The organism is Vibrio sp. 1580 (assembly GCF_033340055.1).
The window spans coordinates 85,642-103,093 of sequence record NZ_JAWOVT010000005.1 but is presented as its reverse complement, the minus strand read 5'-3'; the positions used below and the strand labels follow the sequence as shown (position 1 = coordinate 103,093).

General features: G+C 44.9%; 16 protein-coding genes. 2 read left to right on the top strand and 14 right to left on the bottom strand.

Annotation, left to right across the window (positions count from 1 at the left end; translation table 11 throughout):
- Positions 1 to 177 precede the first annotated feature (177 nt).
- From rplS to ffh, 5 genes are all read right to left on the bottom strand, one after another.
- Complete coding sequence (gene rplS, locus R7093_RS09795; RefSeq protein ID WP_005379971.1) at positions 178 to 531, bottom strand: 50S ribosomal protein L19; 354 nt, start codon at positions 529 to 531, stop codon at positions 178 to 180.
- Between the two features lie 41 nt (positions 532 to 572).
- A complete protein-coding gene (gene trmD, locus R7093_RS09790) occupies positions 573 to 1,334 on the bottom strand; it encodes a tRNA (guanosine(37)-N1)-methyltransferase TrmD (protein ID WP_047102661.1) in 762 nt (253 codons plus the stop codon).
- A gap of 27 nt (positions 1,335 to 1,361) precedes the next feature.
- Positions 1,362 to 1,910: a ribosome maturation factor RimM gene (gene rimM / locus R7093_RS09785; RefSeq protein WP_005379964.1), complete on the bottom strand. Its 549-nt coding sequence runs from the start codon at positions 1,908 to 1,910 to the stop codon at positions 1,362 to 1,364.
- A 29-nt stretch (positions 1,911 to 1,939) separates the two neighbouring features.
- Positions 1,940 to 2,188, bottom strand: a complete 249-nt coding sequence (gene rpsP / locus R7093_RS09780; RefSeq protein WP_005379962.1) for a 30S ribosomal protein S16 — start codon at positions 2,186 to 2,188, stop codon at positions 1,940 to 1,942.
- A 209-nt stretch (positions 2,189 to 2,397) separates the two neighbouring features.
- Positions 2,398 to 3,780: a signal recognition particle protein gene (gene ffh / locus R7093_RS09775; protein WP_005385423.1), complete on the bottom strand. Its 1,383-nt coding sequence runs from the start codon at positions 3,778 to 3,780 to the stop codon at positions 2,398 to 2,400.
- Positions 3,781 to 4,004: 224 nt separating this feature from the next.
- On the opposite strand from ffh, the gene R7093_RS09770 reads away from it, so the two are divergent.
- Together R7093_RS09770 and R7093_RS09765 are read left to right on the top strand one after the other, a co-directional pair.
- Positions 4,005 to 4,799: an inner membrane protein YpjD gene (locus R7093_RS09770; RefSeq protein ID WP_005379950.1), complete on the top strand. Its 795-nt coding sequence runs from the start codon at positions 4,005 to 4,007 to the stop codon at positions 4,797 to 4,799.
- A gap of 124 nt (positions 4,800 to 4,923) precedes the next feature.
- The gene (locus tag R7093_RS09765; protein ID WP_005379948.1) at positions 4,924 to 6,204 is read left to right on the top strand and encodes an HlyC/CorC family transporter; all 1,281 of its coding nucleotides are present in this window, start codon (positions 4,924 to 4,926) and stop codon (positions 6,202 to 6,204) included.
- Between the two features lie 67 nt (positions 6,205 to 6,271).
- Here the strand turns inward: R7093_RS09765 and luxS are convergent, their stop codons facing one another.
- The 9 genes from luxS to R7093_RS09720 form a co-directional block, all read right to left on the bottom strand.
- Positions 6,272 to 6,790 carry an S-ribosylhomocysteine lyase gene (gene luxS, locus R7093_RS09760; protein WP_047102662.1) on the bottom strand — a complete coding sequence of 173 codons (519 nt, stop codon included), beginning with the start codon at positions 6,788 to 6,790 and terminating at the stop codon, positions 6,272 to 6,274.
- An 84-nt stretch (positions 6,791 to 6,874) separates the two neighbouring features.
- Positions 6,875 to 7,480: a hypothetical protein gene (locus tag R7093_RS09755; RefSeq protein WP_318146637.1), complete on the bottom strand. Its 606-nt coding sequence runs from the start codon at positions 7,478 to 7,480 to the stop codon at positions 6,875 to 6,877.
- A 23-nt stretch (positions 7,481 to 7,503) separates the two neighbouring features.
- Positions 7,504 to 9,072 (bottom strand): glutamate--cysteine ligase, encoded by a 1,569-nt coding sequence (gene gshA / locus R7093_RS09750; RefSeq protein WP_005385430.1) that lies wholly within the window; start codon positions 9,070 to 9,072, stop codon positions 7,504 to 7,506.
- Positions 9,073 to 9,228: 156 nt separating this feature from the next.
- A complete protein-coding gene (locus R7093_RS09745; protein WP_047102663.1) occupies positions 9,229 to 12,072 on the bottom strand; it encodes a M16 family metallopeptidase in 2,844 nt (947 codons plus the stop codon).
- A 9-nt stretch (positions 12,073 to 12,081) separates the two neighbouring features.
- Entirely contained in the window at positions 12,082 to 12,543 is a 462-nt protein-coding gene (locus R7093_RS09740; RefSeq protein ID WP_005379938.1) for a YqaA family protein, read from the bottom strand.
- The gene (locus tag R7093_RS09735) at positions 12,537 to 13,487 is read right to left on the bottom strand and encodes an NADP-dependent oxidoreductase (protein ID WP_047102664.1); all 951 of its coding nucleotides are present in this window, start codon (positions 13,485 to 13,487) and stop codon (positions 12,537 to 12,539) included. Before R7093_RS09735 ends, R7093_RS09740 begins: the two co-directional genes overlap by 7 nt.
- Before the next feature lie 123 nt (positions 13,488 to 13,610).
- Complete coding sequence (locus tag R7093_RS09730; RefSeq protein WP_005379935.1) at positions 13,611 to 14,741, bottom strand: sodium ion-translocating decarboxylase subunit beta; 1,131 nt, start codon at positions 14,739 to 14,741, stop codon at positions 13,611 to 13,613.
- A 9-nt stretch (positions 14,742 to 14,750) separates the two neighbouring features.
- On the bottom strand, positions 14,751 to 16,535 hold the full coding sequence (gene oadA / locus R7093_RS09725) for a sodium-extruding oxaloacetate decarboxylase subunit alpha (protein WP_047102665.1): 1,785 nt from the start codon (positions 16,533 to 16,535) through the stop codon (positions 14,751 to 14,753).
- 31 nt (positions 16,536 to 16,566) lie between these two features.
- A complete protein-coding gene (locus tag R7093_RS09720; protein WP_005379932.1) occupies positions 16,567 to 16,824 on the bottom strand; it encodes an oxaloacetate decarboxylase subunit gamma in 258 nt (85 codons plus the stop codon).
- Positions 16,825 to 17,452 lie beyond the last annotated feature (628 nt).

Below are 17,452 nucleotides of genomic sequence, written 5' to 3'. Positions count from 1 at the left end.
AGGAGCCATAGCGACATCAGGAATCTATTCACAGCAAGGCAGAGGCGTGGAGTGTACATCAGTGCATGAGCATCGACAGTTCAGTTCGGGTGAAAAGAAACGAGCAAGCTAATTACACAAATAAAAAAACAGAGCCCTAAAAGGACTCCGTTTAAGATGAGAACGCTAGTTATAGCATTACTTCTTAGCAAGCTTCTCTTTGATACGAGCAGACTTACCAGAACGCTCACGTAGGTAGTACAACTTGGCACGACGTACTGCACCACGGCGTTTAACTTCGATGCTATCAACGATTGGAGAGTGTGTTTGGAACGTACGCTCAACACCTTCACCGTTAGAGATCTTACGTACAGTGAAAGCAGAGTGTAGACCACGGTTACGGATTGCGATTACAACGCCTTCGAAAGCCTGTAGACGCTCACGGTCACCTTCTTTTACCTTAACTTGAACTACAACAGTGTCACCTGGTGCAAATTTAGGTAGGTCTGATTTCATTTGCTCTTCTTCAAGAGCTTTGATGATGTTACTCATTTTTTAAATTCCTAGAATAAACTGATACTAAATAAATTAGGTTACTTTGCGTTATGTCCTTTAATGGCTTTATGCTCATTAACAAACTCAGCAAGTAATTGTTCCTGTTCGTCAGTCAGAGCTAGGTTTTCCAGGAGCTCTGGTCTTCTTAGCCAAGTACGGCCCAACGACTGCTTGAGTCGCCATTGACGAATGTCCTTGTGATTGCCTGACATCAGTACCGCTGGTACCTCTTTGTCATCCAATACTTCTGGACGCGTATAGTGAGGGCAATCTAACAAGCCATTTGCAAAAGAGTCTTCTTCTGCTGACGCGAAATCCCCTAGTACACCCGGAACAAACCGAGAGACAGAGTCGATTAACGTCATGGCTGGTATCTCACCACCCGTCATCACAAAATCACCAATCGACCATTCTTCGTCGACTTCAGATTGAATGATGCGCTCATCTACCCCTTCATAACGACCACAAATCAGAAGCAAGTTCTCATTCGTTGCCAGTTCTTCCACTCCTTTCTGGTCGAGCTTGCGACCTTGAGGAGAAAGGTAGATGACTTTCGTCTTGCCCGGTGAGGCTGCTTTCGCGGTATGAATGGCATCGCGCAAAGGCTGAACCATCATTAACATACCAGGGCCACCACCGTAAGGTCGGTCATCGACTGTGCGATGTTTGTCGTGAGTGAAATCTCTAGGATTCCAAGTCTCAATCGACAAAAGACCTTTTTTAACCGCTTGACCTGTTACTCCAAAATCAGTAACAGAACGGAACATTTCTGGAAAAAGGCTAATAACGCCAACCCACATGTTTATCTCGCTCTGTAATTTTGGAGATTAGAATCCAGGATCCCAGTCAACTTCGATCCGTTGAGCTTCGCGATCAACATTAATGATCACTTGCTCTTCAAGGAACGGGATTAATCGTTCCTTCTGCCCGAAAGCATCTTTAAGATTTGCTTTAACAACCAGAACATCGTTTGAGCCAGTTTCTAGCATGTCAGTAACGACACCTAGATCGTAACCTTTAGTAGTTACAACTTGCATCCCAAACAATTCGCGCCAGTAGAACTCATCTTCTGACAATTCAGGAAGTACCGCAGGGTCAATAGCAATTTCAAAGTTCGTCATTAGATGCGCGTCTTCACGAACATCCATGCCTTCCAGCTTAGCCACCATACCTTTGTTATGGCGCTTCCAGCTTTCTACTTTGTACTCAACCCACTTGCCCTTTTGGTTAATGTACCAAGGGCTGTAATCGAAAATGCTTTCAGCATTGTCTGTGTAGGAAAAAACCTTAAGCCAACCACGAATGCCGTAAGTAGCACCAAACTTGCCTACAACAATCTTTTCGTTGCTCATTGTTTCTTTACCTTTCATCGACATAAACTAGTTTCTACTTTTCAAGTAAAAAATTAAGCCGCTTTTTGAGCGTCTTTAACTAGCTTAGCAACACGGTCAGATACTGACGCGCCTTGACCAACCCAGTGGTTAACGCGGTCTAGGTCTAGACGTAGACCTTCTTCTTGACCTTTAGCAGTTGGGTTGAAGAAACCAACTTTCTCGATGAAACGGCCAGTTGCAGCGTTGCGGCTGTCCGCTACTACGATTTGATAAAATGGACGCTTTTTAGCGCCGTGACGTGCCAAACGAATGGTTACCATGTCGTCCTCTTTGCTTTCTCAAAAATAAAATTAACCCCAAAAACCATTCAAGAAATTAAACAGTTTGGGGTCTCGTGCCAAAATAAAGCTCCGGAATTTTACTCTTCTCCCGGAGCAATGCAAGGAGTTTAGTTACTTTTTCACCAACATAAATTGAATTTAAAGTTTGTGACGTACCTAACACCCTGAATCTATGCGTGATCGATTAATTAACGACCAAATGGGTTGAAGCCACCGCCACCACCCATGCCGCCCATCATGCCTTGCATGTTGCGCATCATGCCTTTCATGCCACCTTTTTGCATCTTTTTCATCATTTTCTGCATTTGGGTGAACTGTTTTAGTAAGCGGTTTACATCTTGAACCTGCACACCAGAACCAGCCGCGATACGCTTCTTGCGCGAGCCCTTGATAATTTCTGGGCGTTGACGTTCTTTCATTGTCATGGAGCTGATGATCGCTTCCATCTGTTTGAACATCTTGTCATCGACTTTATCTTTCACATTGTCTGGTAGCTGGGACATTCCTGGAAGCTTATCCATCATCCCCATCATGCCGCCCATGTTTTGCATCTGGCCTAGCTGTTCACGGAAATCTTCAAGGTCGAAACCTTTCTTCTCTTTGAACTTCTTCGCTAACTTTTCTGCCTTTTCTTGGTCAACGTTGCGTTGTAGGTCTTCAATCAAAGACAGAACGTCACCCATGCCAAGAATACGTGAAGCAACACGATCTGGGTGGAACGGTTCTAGCGCGTCAGTTTTTTCACCGACACCCAAGAATTTGATTGGTTTGCCCGTGACATGGCGTACTGAAAGTGCCGCACCACCACGAGCATCACCATCAACCTTAGTTAGAACTACACCGGTAAGAGGTAGCGCATCGCCAAAGGCTTTTGCTGTATTTGCTGCGTCTTGACCCGTCATGGCGTCAACAACAAATAGCGTTTCTACTGGGTTGATAGCTGCGTGAAGATCTTTGATCTCCCCCATCATCTCTTCATCAATTGCCAAACGACCTGCGGTATCGACAATAAGTACGTCGTAGAATTTTTTCTTCGCATGGTCAATCGCTGCATTGGCGATATCAATAGGCTTTTGGTCTGGTGATGATGGGAAGAAGTCAACACCGATGTCTGATGCCAGTGTTTCAAGCTGCTTGATTGCCGCAGGACGGTAAACGTCGGCAGACACAACCAAAACTTTCTTCTTGTCACGTTCTTTTAGAAGCTTAGATAACTTACCTACCGATGTGGTTTTACCCGCACCTTGTAGACCTGCCATAAGAAGCACAGCAGGTGGTTGAGCGGCAAGGTTTAGCGCCTCATTCGACTCACCCATTACGGCTTCAAGTTCTGTTTGAACGATCTTGATAAATTCCTGACCTGGAGTCAGAGATTTAGAAACTTCTACACCCACCGCTTTTTCTTTAACGCGGTTCACAAATTCACGAACGACCGGAAGCGCAACGTCAGCTTCAAGTAGAGCCATTCGGACTTCACGTAGGGTTTCTTTAATGTTGTCTTCGGTCAGACGACCTTTGCCACTGATATTTTTCAGCGTTTTGGATAATCGATCCGTTAAATTCTCAAACATCTTTGTCTCTTCGCTAAAATGGCGATTAATTAGTGTGAGTATACATTAGCCAAGGTCTGAGTCATACCCGTACCGCTGTCCTATTCTTGTCTCTATTTATATATGGTGCGGTAACTTATTAATTTCAATATCTCATCTCTCACGATTGATGTCGGATATAACGTAGCCCCAAAGTGTAATGCAAGGTATAATTTCTCCATCGTGCACAATAATATTTAGGATTCATGGATAGCTTAATAGCCATCGCGGCCGCCATACTTTATGTCTTGGCGATTGCGACCATCATACCCGGACTCTCACAACAGTCAGGAATCAAAGCAAAAACAGTGTTTGCTAGTGCTGCCTGTGCGCTTGTTTTTCATGCGTGGATTTTGAGTGATCTGATTTTTGATGGTTCAGGTCAAAACCTGAGTATTCTCAACGTGGCTTCTTTGATCAGTTTTATCATTTCTCTGGTCATGAGCCTTGCTATGTTGAAAAACCGACTGTGGTTTTTATTGCCAGTCGTTTATAGCTTTGCTGCCATCAATTTATCTGCTGCCACATTTTTGCCAAGCACGTTTATAAAGCACCTAGAGAATGACCCTAAGCTACTCATTCATATTTCATTTGCGCTCTTCTCATACGCGACTTTAACTATCGGGGCACTCTATGCGCTTCAGTTGGCTTGGCTGGATCACAAACTGAAAGCAAAAAAATCTTTGGCGATTAACCCAAACCTGCCGCCTCTATTAATGGTGGAGCGTCAACTCTTCAAAATTATTTTGATCGGTAACTTATTGTTAACTGCCACGCTCATTACTGGCTTTGTCTTTGTGCAGGATATGTTTGCCCAAGGTAAGGCACATAAGGGCATTCTTTCTTTCATCGCTTGGGTGGTGTACTCAATACTGCTTTGGGGTCACTATCAAAAAGGCTGGCGTGGTAGAAAAGTCACATGGTTCGCTGTTGCAGGAGCAACACTGTTAACTCTGGCATATTTTGGCAGTCGCTTTGTAAAAGAAATCATCTTGAATTAAGGAGCTCTAGGGCTCCTATCCTTTATATTTTAGGCTAGATAAAATACAGTACGCCTTAACTCTTTGACTTAACGGACTTACTCAACCGTTATATAACCCAATACTTACAAGGAACAGCAACGTTTTGGACGACATCTCTACGGGTATCTTGTTTGCGCTACTCGCGTGTCTTATCGTCATATCAGGTTACTTTTCCGGTTCAGAAACAGGGATGATGTCTCTGAATCGTTATCGCTTAAAACACTTAGCCAAAAACGGGCATAAGGGTGCTAAGCGAGTCGAAAGACTATTAGACCGTCCAGATCGTTTGATTGGTCTTATTCTTATCGGCAACAACCTCGTTAATATTCTCGCGTCCGCGATCGCGACCATTATTGGTATGCGTTTGTATGGTGATTTAGGTGTCGCTATCGCAACCGGTGCACTAACTATGGTTGTATTGGTTTTTGCCGAGGTTACCCCTAAAACAATTGCAGCGCTTTACCCTGAACGTGTGTCCTACGCGAGCAGTATATTATTGACCATACTGATGAAGTTACTGTCGCCTTTAGTGATGCTTGTTAACTTTATTACGAATGGCTTTATCCGCTTACTTGGTGTAAGAGCGGATCACTCAGCAGAAGATCATCTTAGCTCCGATGAGCTGCGTACGGTGGTAAATGAAGCTGGCGGTTTGATCCCTCGCCGACACCAAGACATGCTAGTGTCTATTTTAGATCTTGAGCACGTCACCGTGAACGACATTATGGTCCCACGCAATGAAATTACCGGTATTGATATTAACGACGACTGGAAATCCATTGTTCGCCAGCTAACACACTCACCACATGGGCGCATAGTTTTCTATCGTGACCAAATTGATGAAGTGGTTGGCATGCTGCGCTTGCGTGAAGCTTATCGTCTGATGTTGGAAAAGAACGAATTCAACAAAGAAACGCTATTACGTGCTGCTGATGAGGTCTATTACATCCCAGAAGGCACACCACTGAACGTGCAAATGTTAAAATTCCAACGTAACAAGCAACGTATCGGTCTGATCGTGGATGAGTACGGTGATATCATCGGTCTAATCACTCTTGAAGATATTCTGGAAGAGATCATTGGTGAGTTCACGACGTCCATTTCTCCAAGCCTCTCTGATGAAATCAGTCCTCAAGGTGACGGAAGCTTTCTTATTGAAGGCAGCACCAATATCCGAGATATCAACAAAGGCCTGAAATGGGATTTACCAACGGATGGCCCGAGAACGCTAAACGGGCTCATTTTAGAACACTTGGAAGATATTCCTGAGAGCCATCTAAGTGTGAGAGTAGCGGGTCACCCAATGGAACTTGTTGAGATTGAAGAGAACCGAATCAAGCTCGTTCGTGTTTATCCGAAGAAGAAAAAATCGACATCCAAATAACCAAAAGAAAAGCCTGACTCATGTCAGGCTTTTTACTTATTGGGGCAATATGCTTCTTAATGAGCACCTAGTCGATGCGCAACTCTTTTAACATCGACTCAGGCAAAGCAAGTTCATCATTTTTGTTCACCGAAACACCAGCATCCAAAATGTTCTTTGCGATCTGTTGTGCTTCTTTTAAAGAGTGCATTGCTGCCGTGCCGCATTGGTATTCGTTAAGTTCAGGGATCCTATTCTGACTTTCTACCTTCAGCACATCTTCCATTGCTGCAATCCAAGCATCTGCGACTTGCTGCTCTGATGGTGTGCCAATCAGGCTCATGTAAAAACCTGTGCGGCAACCCATAGGCGAAATATCGATGATCTCAACAGAATCACCGTTTAGGTGATTACGCATAAAGCCTGCATAAAGGTGCTCTAGGGTGTGAATACCTTTTTCAGAAAGAATGTCTTTGTTTGGCGCAGTAAAGCGTAAGTCGAAAACAGTAATCGTATCCCCTTTTGGGGTCTGCATGGTTTTCGCCACTCGCACTGCCGGTGCATTCATACGAGTGTGGTCCACGGTAAAACTATCGAGTAAAGGCATTACATCTCTCCTGATTGTAACTCCAGTACCTTTCGGTAATGGATAAATGTCATTCATCCCTACAGCACATGAACTGACTGTGGGCTAAAAGAACCAGCTGCTGTTGTCTTCTAATTCCTGACGACATTGCTTCAGCTGCCAGCCATAAGTTTTCGCTGTTTGTTCAACACGTCGAGCGACTGTGATTAAACTAGGCTTTCGATTATAAGTACCTCGTTTATACCCACCTCGCCCTTCATGATAAGCCAGATACTGGTTATAGGGATCCCATAATGAAATCCCTAGCTGACGCCGTGTTTCATGAGTATACCAACCGACAAACATCATAGAATCATCGAAGTTGGTACGAGAGCCACCCTGACCTGTGGCATCTTGGAAGTCTTCCCAAGCAGGGTCTTGAGCTTGAGCGTAACCATACGCACTGCTGACTCGTCCCCAAGGAATAAACCCTAGCAAATAATCTTTAGGTGGTTTTGCATCGTGCCGAAAGCTGCTTTCTTGTTTAATGATGGCCATAGCGACATGAATAGGGGTCCCCCATTCATCTTCCATATCTTTGGCATCATCGTACCAACCGGATTTCTCTCGGAATATCTCGCATAAGTTATTCTGCTGCTTTGGCGGTGCCGTAGCACAACCTGCAAGTAGCACGCTTCCAAGTACCGCTACTACTGACGACTTAATGTTCAACCGCACCAATCCTTAGTTAGTCATTACTGCTTCAGGTAAGCAAAGTAATCTTCCAAAAAATCATCAAAAGAAAGCGTGTCACTCTGCTCTGCTTGCTTTTGTTTTTCCACGGACGACGCTACTTCCGTTTCCATCGTATCTTGTGAGTAGTACTGATAACCGTGAGCTAGGTTTTCATCACGGTACTTCATACCAAGAGTACAACCAACTTTACCTAGCCCACCCAGCTCTTTCGTTAGCTCTAATAGTTGACCAGAGATCGTTAGTTCTGGGTTATCAATCCATGTCTCGAGTTGATTACACACATCTTGGTATGCACTGCCACCAGCGGTCATATCCATTTGCTGTGCTATTTGACGTAACTCGACGAAAACTCGGTGTGCCCAATCTTGTAGAGATAGACGTTCACCTTGACAACCAATTTGCAGCATTAGACCTTTTTCACGGCCAGAAACAATGACTTTATTCCAGTTATCGCGCCAACACTCTAATTCACAGTTATCCATAGGGTCTGAGTCTGACAAGGCCGCCCAGGTAAGGAAGAGATCCAAGAATCGTACTTGCTCTTCATTTAAGCCCACTGCGCTGAATGGGTTAACATCTAGAGAACGAACTTCAATGTATTCGACACCACCGCGTCGTAACGCATCTGAAGGCTTCTCACCACTTTTCGATACACGTTTTGGACGAATCGGAGCGTACAGTTCATTCTCAATTTGTAAGATATTGGAATTAAGCTGGCGGTATTCACCATCCACTTTTACCCCAATTTTCGCAAACTCTTCTGATGGGTGGCGAATCGCATCACTCAAACCATCGAGGTATTGGTCAATGCTGTTAAAACCAATTTTCAGCACACTTTGCGCACTATTGGTATAGCCAAGATCGCTCAAACGCAAAGACGTCGACTTCGGCAAATATAATGTCCCGCCAATCTTCTCGAATGGCAGATCGGTTTCACGACCTTGAATAAAAGAGCCACATAACGCTGGTGATGCACCAAAGAAGTAGGGAATCATCCAGCCAAAGCGGTAGTAATTACGGATCAACGCAAAGTACGCATCAGACTTAGCATCTTGGCGGGCTTGTTCATCTTGCTCGCCATAGAGCGCATCCCAAAATGTTTCAGGAAACGAGAAGTTAAAATGGACACCTGAAATAATTTGCATCAGGCTGCCATAGCGACGCTTTAGGCCTTCTCGGTACAGCGTTTTCATTTTCGCTGCATTCGAAGAGCCATACTGGGCTAACTGAATATCATCCTCTGAGCCCACGTAGCAAGGCATTGATAGTGGCCACATTTTCTCTTCACCCATTTTGGTTTGAGTGAAATGATGGATATCTTTCAGCTGTGCCATCAGTTCTGGAATTTCATGTGACACAGGCGTAATGAACTCTAACAATGATTCCGAAAAATCCGTTGTGATCCATTGATTTGTGAACGCAGAGCCTAACCCTTCAGGATGAGGAGTTGTAGCTAGATGTCCATCCTGACGATAGCGCAAAGTTTCTCGCTCAACACCGCGTCCAAACTGCTTAAATACTTCGGGGTTTGATGCAACTTTTTTTAGTCGCGCAGCAAAATCAGTCAAAATGAGGTTCGCTTATATTGGGAGCAGGACACTTGTTACATAACACAAGTGTAAGCTAAGTTATTGATAGTTAATGCATCTAGATAAATAACCCACGAAAAGTTGCTTATCTAGATGAATAGCGGAGAAACGTTTCTCCGCTATTAAATGTGTACTCTATCGAATGATTTCAAGCTCTTCTACGTCTTTCCCCAACTTTTCTAATTGAGGACGCAACGATTTAGCATCACCAACGACGATAATTTGATAGTCATTTGGATCAAACCATTTCTGAGCCAGCGCATTCAACGTCTGCTTATCGACTTTTTCTACGATAGCGTTTCTTTGCTGCAAGTAATCATGATCGAGGTTGTACTTAAGAATATCACTGATGAGCTCCGCTTTTTGTGTTGGCGTTTCATATTTCAGTGCATCTTTTTGACCGACCGCTTGACGCATAAATTTCATCTCTTCATCAGTAATACCTGACTGCGAGTATTCATTTAGCTCATTTTCCATCTCAATGATCGAAGCAACCGTTGCATCCGCTCGTACTTGCGCGGTGAAAACCACCGAGCCTGTTTCTGGATTACCAGAGAAATATCCGTAAGCACCGTATGTGTAACCCTTGTCTTCACGTAGATTTTGGTTAATGCGGCTATTGAAGTTCCCAGCTAAGTTGAAGTTTGCCAGTTGGCTTAGGTAAAAATCGCCCGTTGCGTCGTAAGGCATACCTTGACGAACCATCATGACCACACTTTGCGGCGCTCCTGGTTTATCAACAAGATGGATCTTTTGCTCACCTAATGCAGCAATGCTTTGCGGTGCATACAATGGCGCAGCTTCATCTTGCCAGTTTTTCCAGAACGTCAGTTGCTGCTCAATTTCCTGTTGATCAATGTCACCAACAACGACGATTTGCGCACTTTGTGGCGTGTAATGCTTCGAGTAGAATTCACGGACATCATCCAACGTTAATGCACTGACACCTGCTTGCGTGCCGTCTTTTGGTCGAGCAAAAACCGAATCCCCATAGAGCACCTGGCGACTCGCTTGTGACGCCATCCAACTTGGATTTTGGTGCTCATATACCAGGCCTTCTAGCGCTTGCATTTTTACACGCTCGAAATCATCTTGATTAAATGCAGGAGACAGCAACATCTCTTCGACAATTTTTAACGTTGGCTCTAAGTTCTTTTCTAGAGCAGAAACACTGATGTTTGTTGTATAACCTGTGGCATTAACAGAGATAACACTACCCAGTTTATCAAGCTCAGCTTGAATCTCTTCGACACTGCGTTTCGTTGTACCTTCTTGCAACATCGCAGCGGTCAATTGGGCAAGACCTTCTTTACCCTTTTCAACAAAACGTGTCCCGGCAGGTAGACTAAATTGCATCATCACCGTCGGCGTTTCATCGCTAACTGCACCAAGCAGCTCTGAGCCATTCTTGAAATGTAACTCGTACAGCTCTGGCATCGTCGCTTTCACTGGTTCTCCTACTGGCGGTTGCACTGAGCGATCGAAGTTATCGGTCGCACGACGATACGCCAATTGGTCATCGGAAATCTTCTCATATTCTGGCAGCGTACGCTTTGGCGTCACAAAGGTCGCAGGTTTTACGACAAGGTCTGTTTTTCCTTTTGGGACCACGCTTAGGGTCACTTTGTTCTTACCTTGAATAAAGTCCGTATACGCTTTTTCTACCGAAGTCGGCGTAACTGCACGGATTTGCTCAAGCTGTTGCTCAAGACGATCAGGATCGCCGAAAAATGTCTCGTTGGAAGCCAACTGAGTCACTTTACCTTTAACGCTTTCTAGCGCAAAAATAGCATCCGCTTCCGCTTTACCCTTCAACTGCTCAAGGCGATCCTCTGTCACGCCTTTTTCCGCAAACTGATTTAGTGATTGTAAAAGCTCGTCGTACAGTTTTGATAGGTCGCCTTTGTCTCCAGAATCACCCATTGCGTAAACGTAAAAGTTACACGCCAGTTCAGCACAGTCATGGAATGAACCAGCATCGACCGCTTTTTGAGTCTTCACTAGGTCTTGATAGAGCACGCTGTTGGTACCGCCACCCAATACTTCCGATAATGTATCGAGAGACGCTTGGCTTTCTTCGCCGTTGTAGGTTGTTGGCCACGCGATCATCACCATAGGTTGTTGAATACGATCTTCTAGAGTGATGTATTTATCTTCTTGCAGTTTTGCAGGTTGTTTCGGCGCATTTTCAACCTCAGGGCCACGAGGAATCGAACCGAAGTACTTATTTACCCACTCTAGAGTTTGTTCAACGTCTAAGTCACCACCGATCGTGATAGTCGCATTGTTTGGGCCATACCAACGCAAGAAAAACGCTTTGAGGTCGTTCACATCAACACGATCAAGATCTTCAACATAACCAATGGTTTGCCACGAATACGGATGACCTTCAGGATATAGCGCTTCGGACATGCGCTCCCAAATTAAGCCATAAGGACGATTATCGTAACGCTGAGCTCGCTCATTTTTTACAGTAGAACGCTGAATTTCAAATTTGCGTTGAGAAACCGCATCCAACAAAAAGCCCATACGGTCAGACTCTAACCACAGCATTTTCTCGAGCTGGTTAGCAGGGACAGTTTCAAAGTAGTTAGTACGATCGCGGTTTGTTGTACCATTTAACGTGCCGCCAGCCTCTGTGATGATTCTGAAGTGCTCTTGGTCACCAACGTTCTCTGAGCCTTGGAACATCATGTGCTCAAAGAAATGCGCAAAACCAGACTTACCCACTTCTTCACGAGCTGAACCAACATGGTAAGTCACATCCACATGGACCAATGGGTCAGAATCTTCAGGAGCTAAGATCACCGTTAAACCATTATCGAGTTTATACTTTTGGTATGGAATCTTAACTTTGCCTTCTTCAGCTTTCGATGACTCAACGAAAGTTACCCCTTTCGGCAGTGATGAAACTGGCGTATTTGATGCACAGCCCGTGATCACCAACAGTGAACACGCGCCAACCCAAAACATCTTCATGTACTTTCCTTAAAATAATCCGAGATAGATGGCCGCAAGTAAGCTATACCTAGCAGCCTTTCCTAAAAATATTAAAATCACGCAAGGCAGAAACTTCATTCTTAGCCACCCTGCGGCTAAACACAGCGGGTCTCCTATTACAGGTAACCAGCTAAAAAATAACCCCCAATAGCCATACTTAGAGAGCCACTTTAATGCGGTATGACCGTGCTTTTCCTCTTGTGCTTTGTTGGGAATCCACAAGCCAAGCCAATAATTTGTTAAGCCACCAAGCGTATTACCGATAGTAGCGACCATAACAATTGAAGAAACGGAGTATTGATTTAATGAGAGAGTGGCAACTAAGCCCGCCTCAGAACCACCAGGCAACAACGTGGCACTGAGAAAACCGGTCATGAAAAGCACCCATAATGCTGAATCTGAAAACCAAAGCGCTAAACTTTCAAAACTCGTGTTAAATGCTTCTAGCATGTCATATCAAGCAACACCTTGCCTCTGGTTCTTCCTGATTCGACCTGCTGGTGAGCACCAATGACATCACTCATAGGATAAACCTGTTGAATTTCAGTCTTCAGTAAGCCAACGCCGACCATGTACAACAAGGTATCTAACTGCGCAGGGTCTGGTTCAACCAACATGCCACTAGCCTCAAAGCCTAGGAGTTTGGCTTTTTCACAAATCAGCTCAGCAGTTATGGTTGGAACGGTGATGACTCTCGCATTGTCTTTCAGGCATTTAAGCGCATCTAACGCAGCATCTCCGCCTACTAAATCAATCAAAACATCAACATCTTCAACACGTTCTGACACTGGTGCAAATTGATAGTTCACTGCATGAGCACCGAGCGTCGCAAGGTAGTCTAGATTTCGTTCGCTGCAGGTGGTAAATACTTCCGCTTTCGTCGCGATCGCAATTTGTACCGCGAGGTGTCCAACACCACCGGCTCCAGCAAGGATAAGTACGCGATCGTTTTCAGTCACATTAGCCTTACTGAGAGCTTGTGCCGCAGTTTGTCCCGCCAACGGTAATGCAGCAGCTGCCTCTAAAGTGACAGAGCTAGGAACATGACTTAACTCAGTTTCTGGAACACATATGTATTGACTGTAACCACCGCCTCGAACTGGGAAACCAATAAATCCAGCCACCTCATCACCTTCATTAAAACGTGATGCCCCCTCTCCACAAGACATCACTTTTCCTGAGGTGTCGTAACCTGGCACCCAAGGTAAATTATCCTTATTCTGCGCTGCTGCCCAACCGAGCCCAGCTCGAGTTTTGACATCAATAGGATTTACGCCTGAAAAAGCGACTTTTACTAAGACTTCACCAGGCTGTGGTGATGGTGTAGAAGCATGTTGAATCGCGAGTACGTTGGCATCACCAAACTCAGTGATAACGATCTGTTTGTGTTCCATAAACCATTCCCTGCAAGAAAACAAAAAGGGATGCGAAAGCATCCCTTTGACTATAAACCATTTTGTTAACCTAAGTTAATCGTGATTTTGTAAATTGGTTGATCATTCCATTTTCAATAATGTCTAACCAACAAGTGCTAACAATATACCAGCCGCAACGGCTGAACCCAGCACACCAGCAACGTTTGGTCCCATCGCATGCATTAACAAAAAGTTTTGCGGGTTAGCTTGTAAACCAACTTTGTTTACGACTCGCGCGGCCATTGGTACCGCAGAAACGCCAGCCGCACCAATAAGTGGGTTGATGTCTTCTTTCGAGAACTTGTTAAGCAGTTTCGCCATCAGGACGCCCGCACCAGTACCGATACTAAATGCAACTGCGCCTAACCCCAAGATACCTAACGTTTCTAGGTTCAAGAACTGCTCAGCTTGCAGCTTAGAACCAACACCAAGACCTAAAAAGATAGTCACTATGTTGATCAATTCATTTTGAGCAGTTTTCGATAAACGATCGACCACACCAGCTTCACGCATCAAGTTACCCAAACAGAACATACCAACCAATGGCGTAGCTGAAGGTAAGAACAGAATCGTCATCAGTAATACAGCAAGCGGGAAGATGACTTTCTCCCATTTACCAACATGACGAAGCTGAGCCATCTTGATTTGACGCTCTTCCTTGGTTGTCAGTGCTTTCATGATTGGTGGCTGGATGATCGGCACCAATGCCATATAGCTGTATGCCGCGACTGCAATCGCACCTAACAGATCTGGAGAGAGCTTACTCGCCAAGAAAATCGCTGTTGGCCCATCAGCACCACCGATGATCGCGATAGACGATGCATCCGCCATGGAGAACTCCATGCCAGGTACATAGTTGAGCAAAATAGCGCCAAACAGTGTTGCAAAAATACCAAACTGCGCAGCCGCACCTAACCACAACGTTTTTGGGTTTGCGATCAAAGCACCAAAGTCAGTCATCGCGCCCACACCCATGAAGATCAATAGCGGGAACACACCCGATTCAATCCCAATGTAGTAAACGTAGTAGAGCAAGCCACCAGGCTCAGTAAAGCCAGCATTTGGAATATTCGCCAAAATAGCACCGAAACCAATCGGCAATAACAGTAAAGGTTCAAATCCTTTTTTAATTGCCAAAAACAGCAAGGTACAACCAACCAGCATCATACAGATTTGGCCGAACTCGAAGTTAGCGATCCCTGTTTCTGCCCAAAGGGTTAACAATCCGTCCATGATACTCCCTTACGCCAGGCTCAACAGAGGCGCACCTACTGTGACAGCATCGCCTTCTTTAACGTTCAGCTCTTGAACCACACCACCACGCGCCGCTCGTACTTCAGTTTCCATTTTCATCGCTTCAAGGATGAGCAATACATCGCCTTCAGCTACCTCAGCACCAGGCTGAACATTCACTTTGAAGATGTTACCTGCAAGAGGAGCAGGCACCGCTTCAGCTGAAGCATTAGAAGGTGTGCTAGGTGTAGCCGATTTTGCCGGTGCATTAGAAGGAGCAACAGATGTCAGTTCACCTTGAGGGCCAACTTCCACCTCATACACCTGCCCGTCAACACGTACACTATAAGTTTCTACACCACCAGTTGCTGGTTGAGCCGCAGGTACAGCAGGCTTTGCAGCTTCTAGCGTTGGTGCAGGCTCAAATGCTTCTGGGTTTTCACGATTCTTAAGGAACTTAAGCCCAACTTGAGGGAAAAGTGCATAAGTGAGTACGTCATCAACACGCTCACTTGCTAGCTTAATGCCTTCTGATTTCGCTTTCTCCATCAGATCAACCGTAAGCGTCTCCATTTCAGGCTTAAGTAAATCGGCAGGACGACAGGTAATTGGCTCTTTACCATCAAGCACTTTCGCTTGCAGTTCTGCATTTAACTCGGCTGGCGCTTGACCGTACTCACCTTTCAATAGGCCAGCGGTTTCCTTGGTAATACTCTTGTAGCGCTCGCCAGTAAGAACGTTAATCACCGCTTGCGTACCGACGATCTGTGAAGTTGGAGTCACCAATGGAATGAAACCAAGATCTTCACGTACACGAGGGATCTCTTCTAATACTTCATCAATGCGATCCGCAGCGCCCTGCTCTTTCAACTGGCCTTCCATATTGGTCAGCATACCACCAGGCACTTGAGCAATCAGGATGCGTGAATCGACTCCTTTTAACTGGCCTTCCCACTTCGCATACTTCTTACGTACCTCACGGAAATATGCGGCGATAGGTTCCAGTTGCTCGAGTTTCAAATTGGTATCTCGCTCGGTACCTTCTAGCATAGCGACTACCGTTTCAGTCGGTGTATGGCCGTAGGTACAACTCATTGAAGAAATCGCAGTATCGAGAATATCAATACCGGCTTCTACTGCTTTTACCGCTGTTGCTGTAGACAGCCCCGTTGTTGCATGACAATGAAGTGCCAATGGCACATCACAAGACGCTTTGATACGCGTGATAAGCTCTTCCGCTTCATAAGGCTTAAGTAAGCCAGACATATCTTTAATACACAGCGAGTGACAACCTAAATCCTCTAGGCGTTTTGCCAAGTCAACCCAAGTGTCTGCGTTATGCACTGGGCTCGTTGTGTAAGACAACGTACCTTGAGCATGCGCACCAACATCAACCGTTGCTTTAACGGCTTTCTGGAAGTTTCGCACGTCATTCATTGCATCAAAAATACGGAATACATCCATGCCGTTAGCATGCGCGCGTTCCACAAACTTCTCTACTACGTCGTCGGCATAATGGCGGTATCCTAAAAGGTTTTGACCACGCAGTAGCATTTGCATTGGTGTATTAGGCATCGCTTTTTTTAGTTCACGTAAACGCTCCCAAGGGTCTTCCCCTAAGAATCGAATACAAGAATCAAATGTTGCACCACCCCAAGTCTCTAGAGACCAGTAACCAACCTTATCCAACTCAGCTGCGATAGGCAGCATATCCTCAATACGCATACGCGTAGCAAATAGTGATTGATGGGCATCACGAAGGACCACATCAGTAATAGCTAGTGGTTTAGACATGCTCTTAAACTCCTTTTTAATCCTAGTTCGGCTACTTCGCGAATGAGGCGCGATGTTTATGAATCGCAGCCGAGATCGCCGCCACTACTTGTGGACTAACAGCTGAAGAGGTTGATTGAATATTAGTGTTTGTTTTTGGTGCTGCGATCGGCTCTGGTACTTCTTCTGGTACCAATTTCGACATTAACCGAACGAGATAAACAAGAATAGTGAGGAAAATAAATACGACCGCCATCCCCGTTAGCATCAGGGTGGCCGCATCTACTAGCAGGCTTCCTATATTAGTCATGTTGCTTCCTTTCTTTGTCATCCTGACAACGTGCAGGACTTTAATAGTGTCAAATCCCGACCCATGGATTATCTCGATTGGTTAAATTTTGTCAATTTTGTTTAAGGAAGGTTTGTAGTAATCCTGATAAATGATTATTTATTCACTACCCAGATCACAGTTCATGACAAAATAATCACTTCAAATCGCTATCACCTTACGAACAGAGTAAAGGAGGACATAAATAAAAACTGCGATTTAGATTTCAAAATCAAATCGGGACTCACGAAGTAAAAACCAACAAAAACAAAAAGATGAACAAAATTAACAATCAATAAACAAATAACGAACAAAGTGACTACATGAGAGTAATTGAAATGAAAAATGGAAGTCAGTGTATAGGAGGGATAATCAGGATGATTTCACACGATGCGACAGAAGCTTGATAGCAAATTGCTTAGATACGCACATATTCGCTTTTAAAAAAGAGGAACATAGGCTCTAGTGATCCTACGCCATATTTCAGATGTCTAGATACAAAAAAGCCTCGCAATTGCGAGGCTGTTTCAATGAGTGGCGCGTCCTGGAGGATTCGAACCTCCGACCGCCTGGTTCGTAGCCAGGTACTCTATCCAGCTGAGCTAAGGAC

Coding starts and splice junctions, on each gene's coding strand:
- rplS (WP_005379971.1), bottom strand. CDS start 531: ATGAGTAACATCATCAAAGCTCTTGAAGAAGAGCAAATGAAATCAGAC.
- trmD (WP_047102661.1), bottom strand. CDS start 1,334: ATGTGGGTTGGCGTTATTAGCCTTTTTCCAGAAATGTTCCGTTCTGTT.
- rimM (WP_005379964.1), bottom strand. CDS start 1,910: ATGTCGATGAAAGGTAAAGAAACAATGAGCAACGAAAAGATTGTTGTA.
- rpsP (WP_005379962.1), bottom strand. CDS start 2,188: ATGGTAACCATTCGTTTGGCACGTCACGGCGCTAAAAAGCGTCCATTT.
- ffh (WP_005385423.1), bottom strand. CDS start 3,780: ATGTTTGAGAATTTAACGGATCGATTATCCAAAACGCTGAAAAATATC.
- R7093_RS09770 (WP_005379950.1), top strand. CDS start 4,005: ATGGATAGCTTAATAGCCATCGCGGCCGCCATACTTTATGTCTTGGCG.
- luxS (WP_047102662.1), bottom strand. CDS start 6,790: ATGCCTTTACTCGATAGTTTTACCGTGGACCACACTCGTATGAATGCA.
- R7093_RS09745 (WP_047102663.1), bottom strand. CDS start 12,072: ATGAAGATGTTTTGGGTTGGCGCGTGTTCACTGTTGGTGATCACGGGC.
- R7093_RS09740 (WP_005379938.1), bottom strand. CDS start 12,543: ATGCTAGAAGCATTTAACACGAGTTTTGAAAGTTTAGCGCTTTGGTTT.
- R7093_RS09735 (WP_047102664.1), bottom strand. CDS start 13,487: ATGGAACACAAACAGATCGTTATCACTGAGTTTGGTGATGCCAACGTA.
- R7093_RS09730 (WP_005379935.1), bottom strand. CDS start 14,741: ATGGACGGATTGTTAACCCTTTGGGCAGAAACAGGGATCGCTAACTTC.
- oadA (WP_047102665.1), bottom strand. CDS start 16,535: ATGTCTAAACCACTAGCTATTACTGATGTGGTCCTTCGTGATGCCCAT.
- R7093_RS09720 (WP_005379932.1), bottom strand. CDS start 16,824: ATGACTAATATAGGAAGCCTGCTAGTAGATGCGGCCACCCTGATGCTA.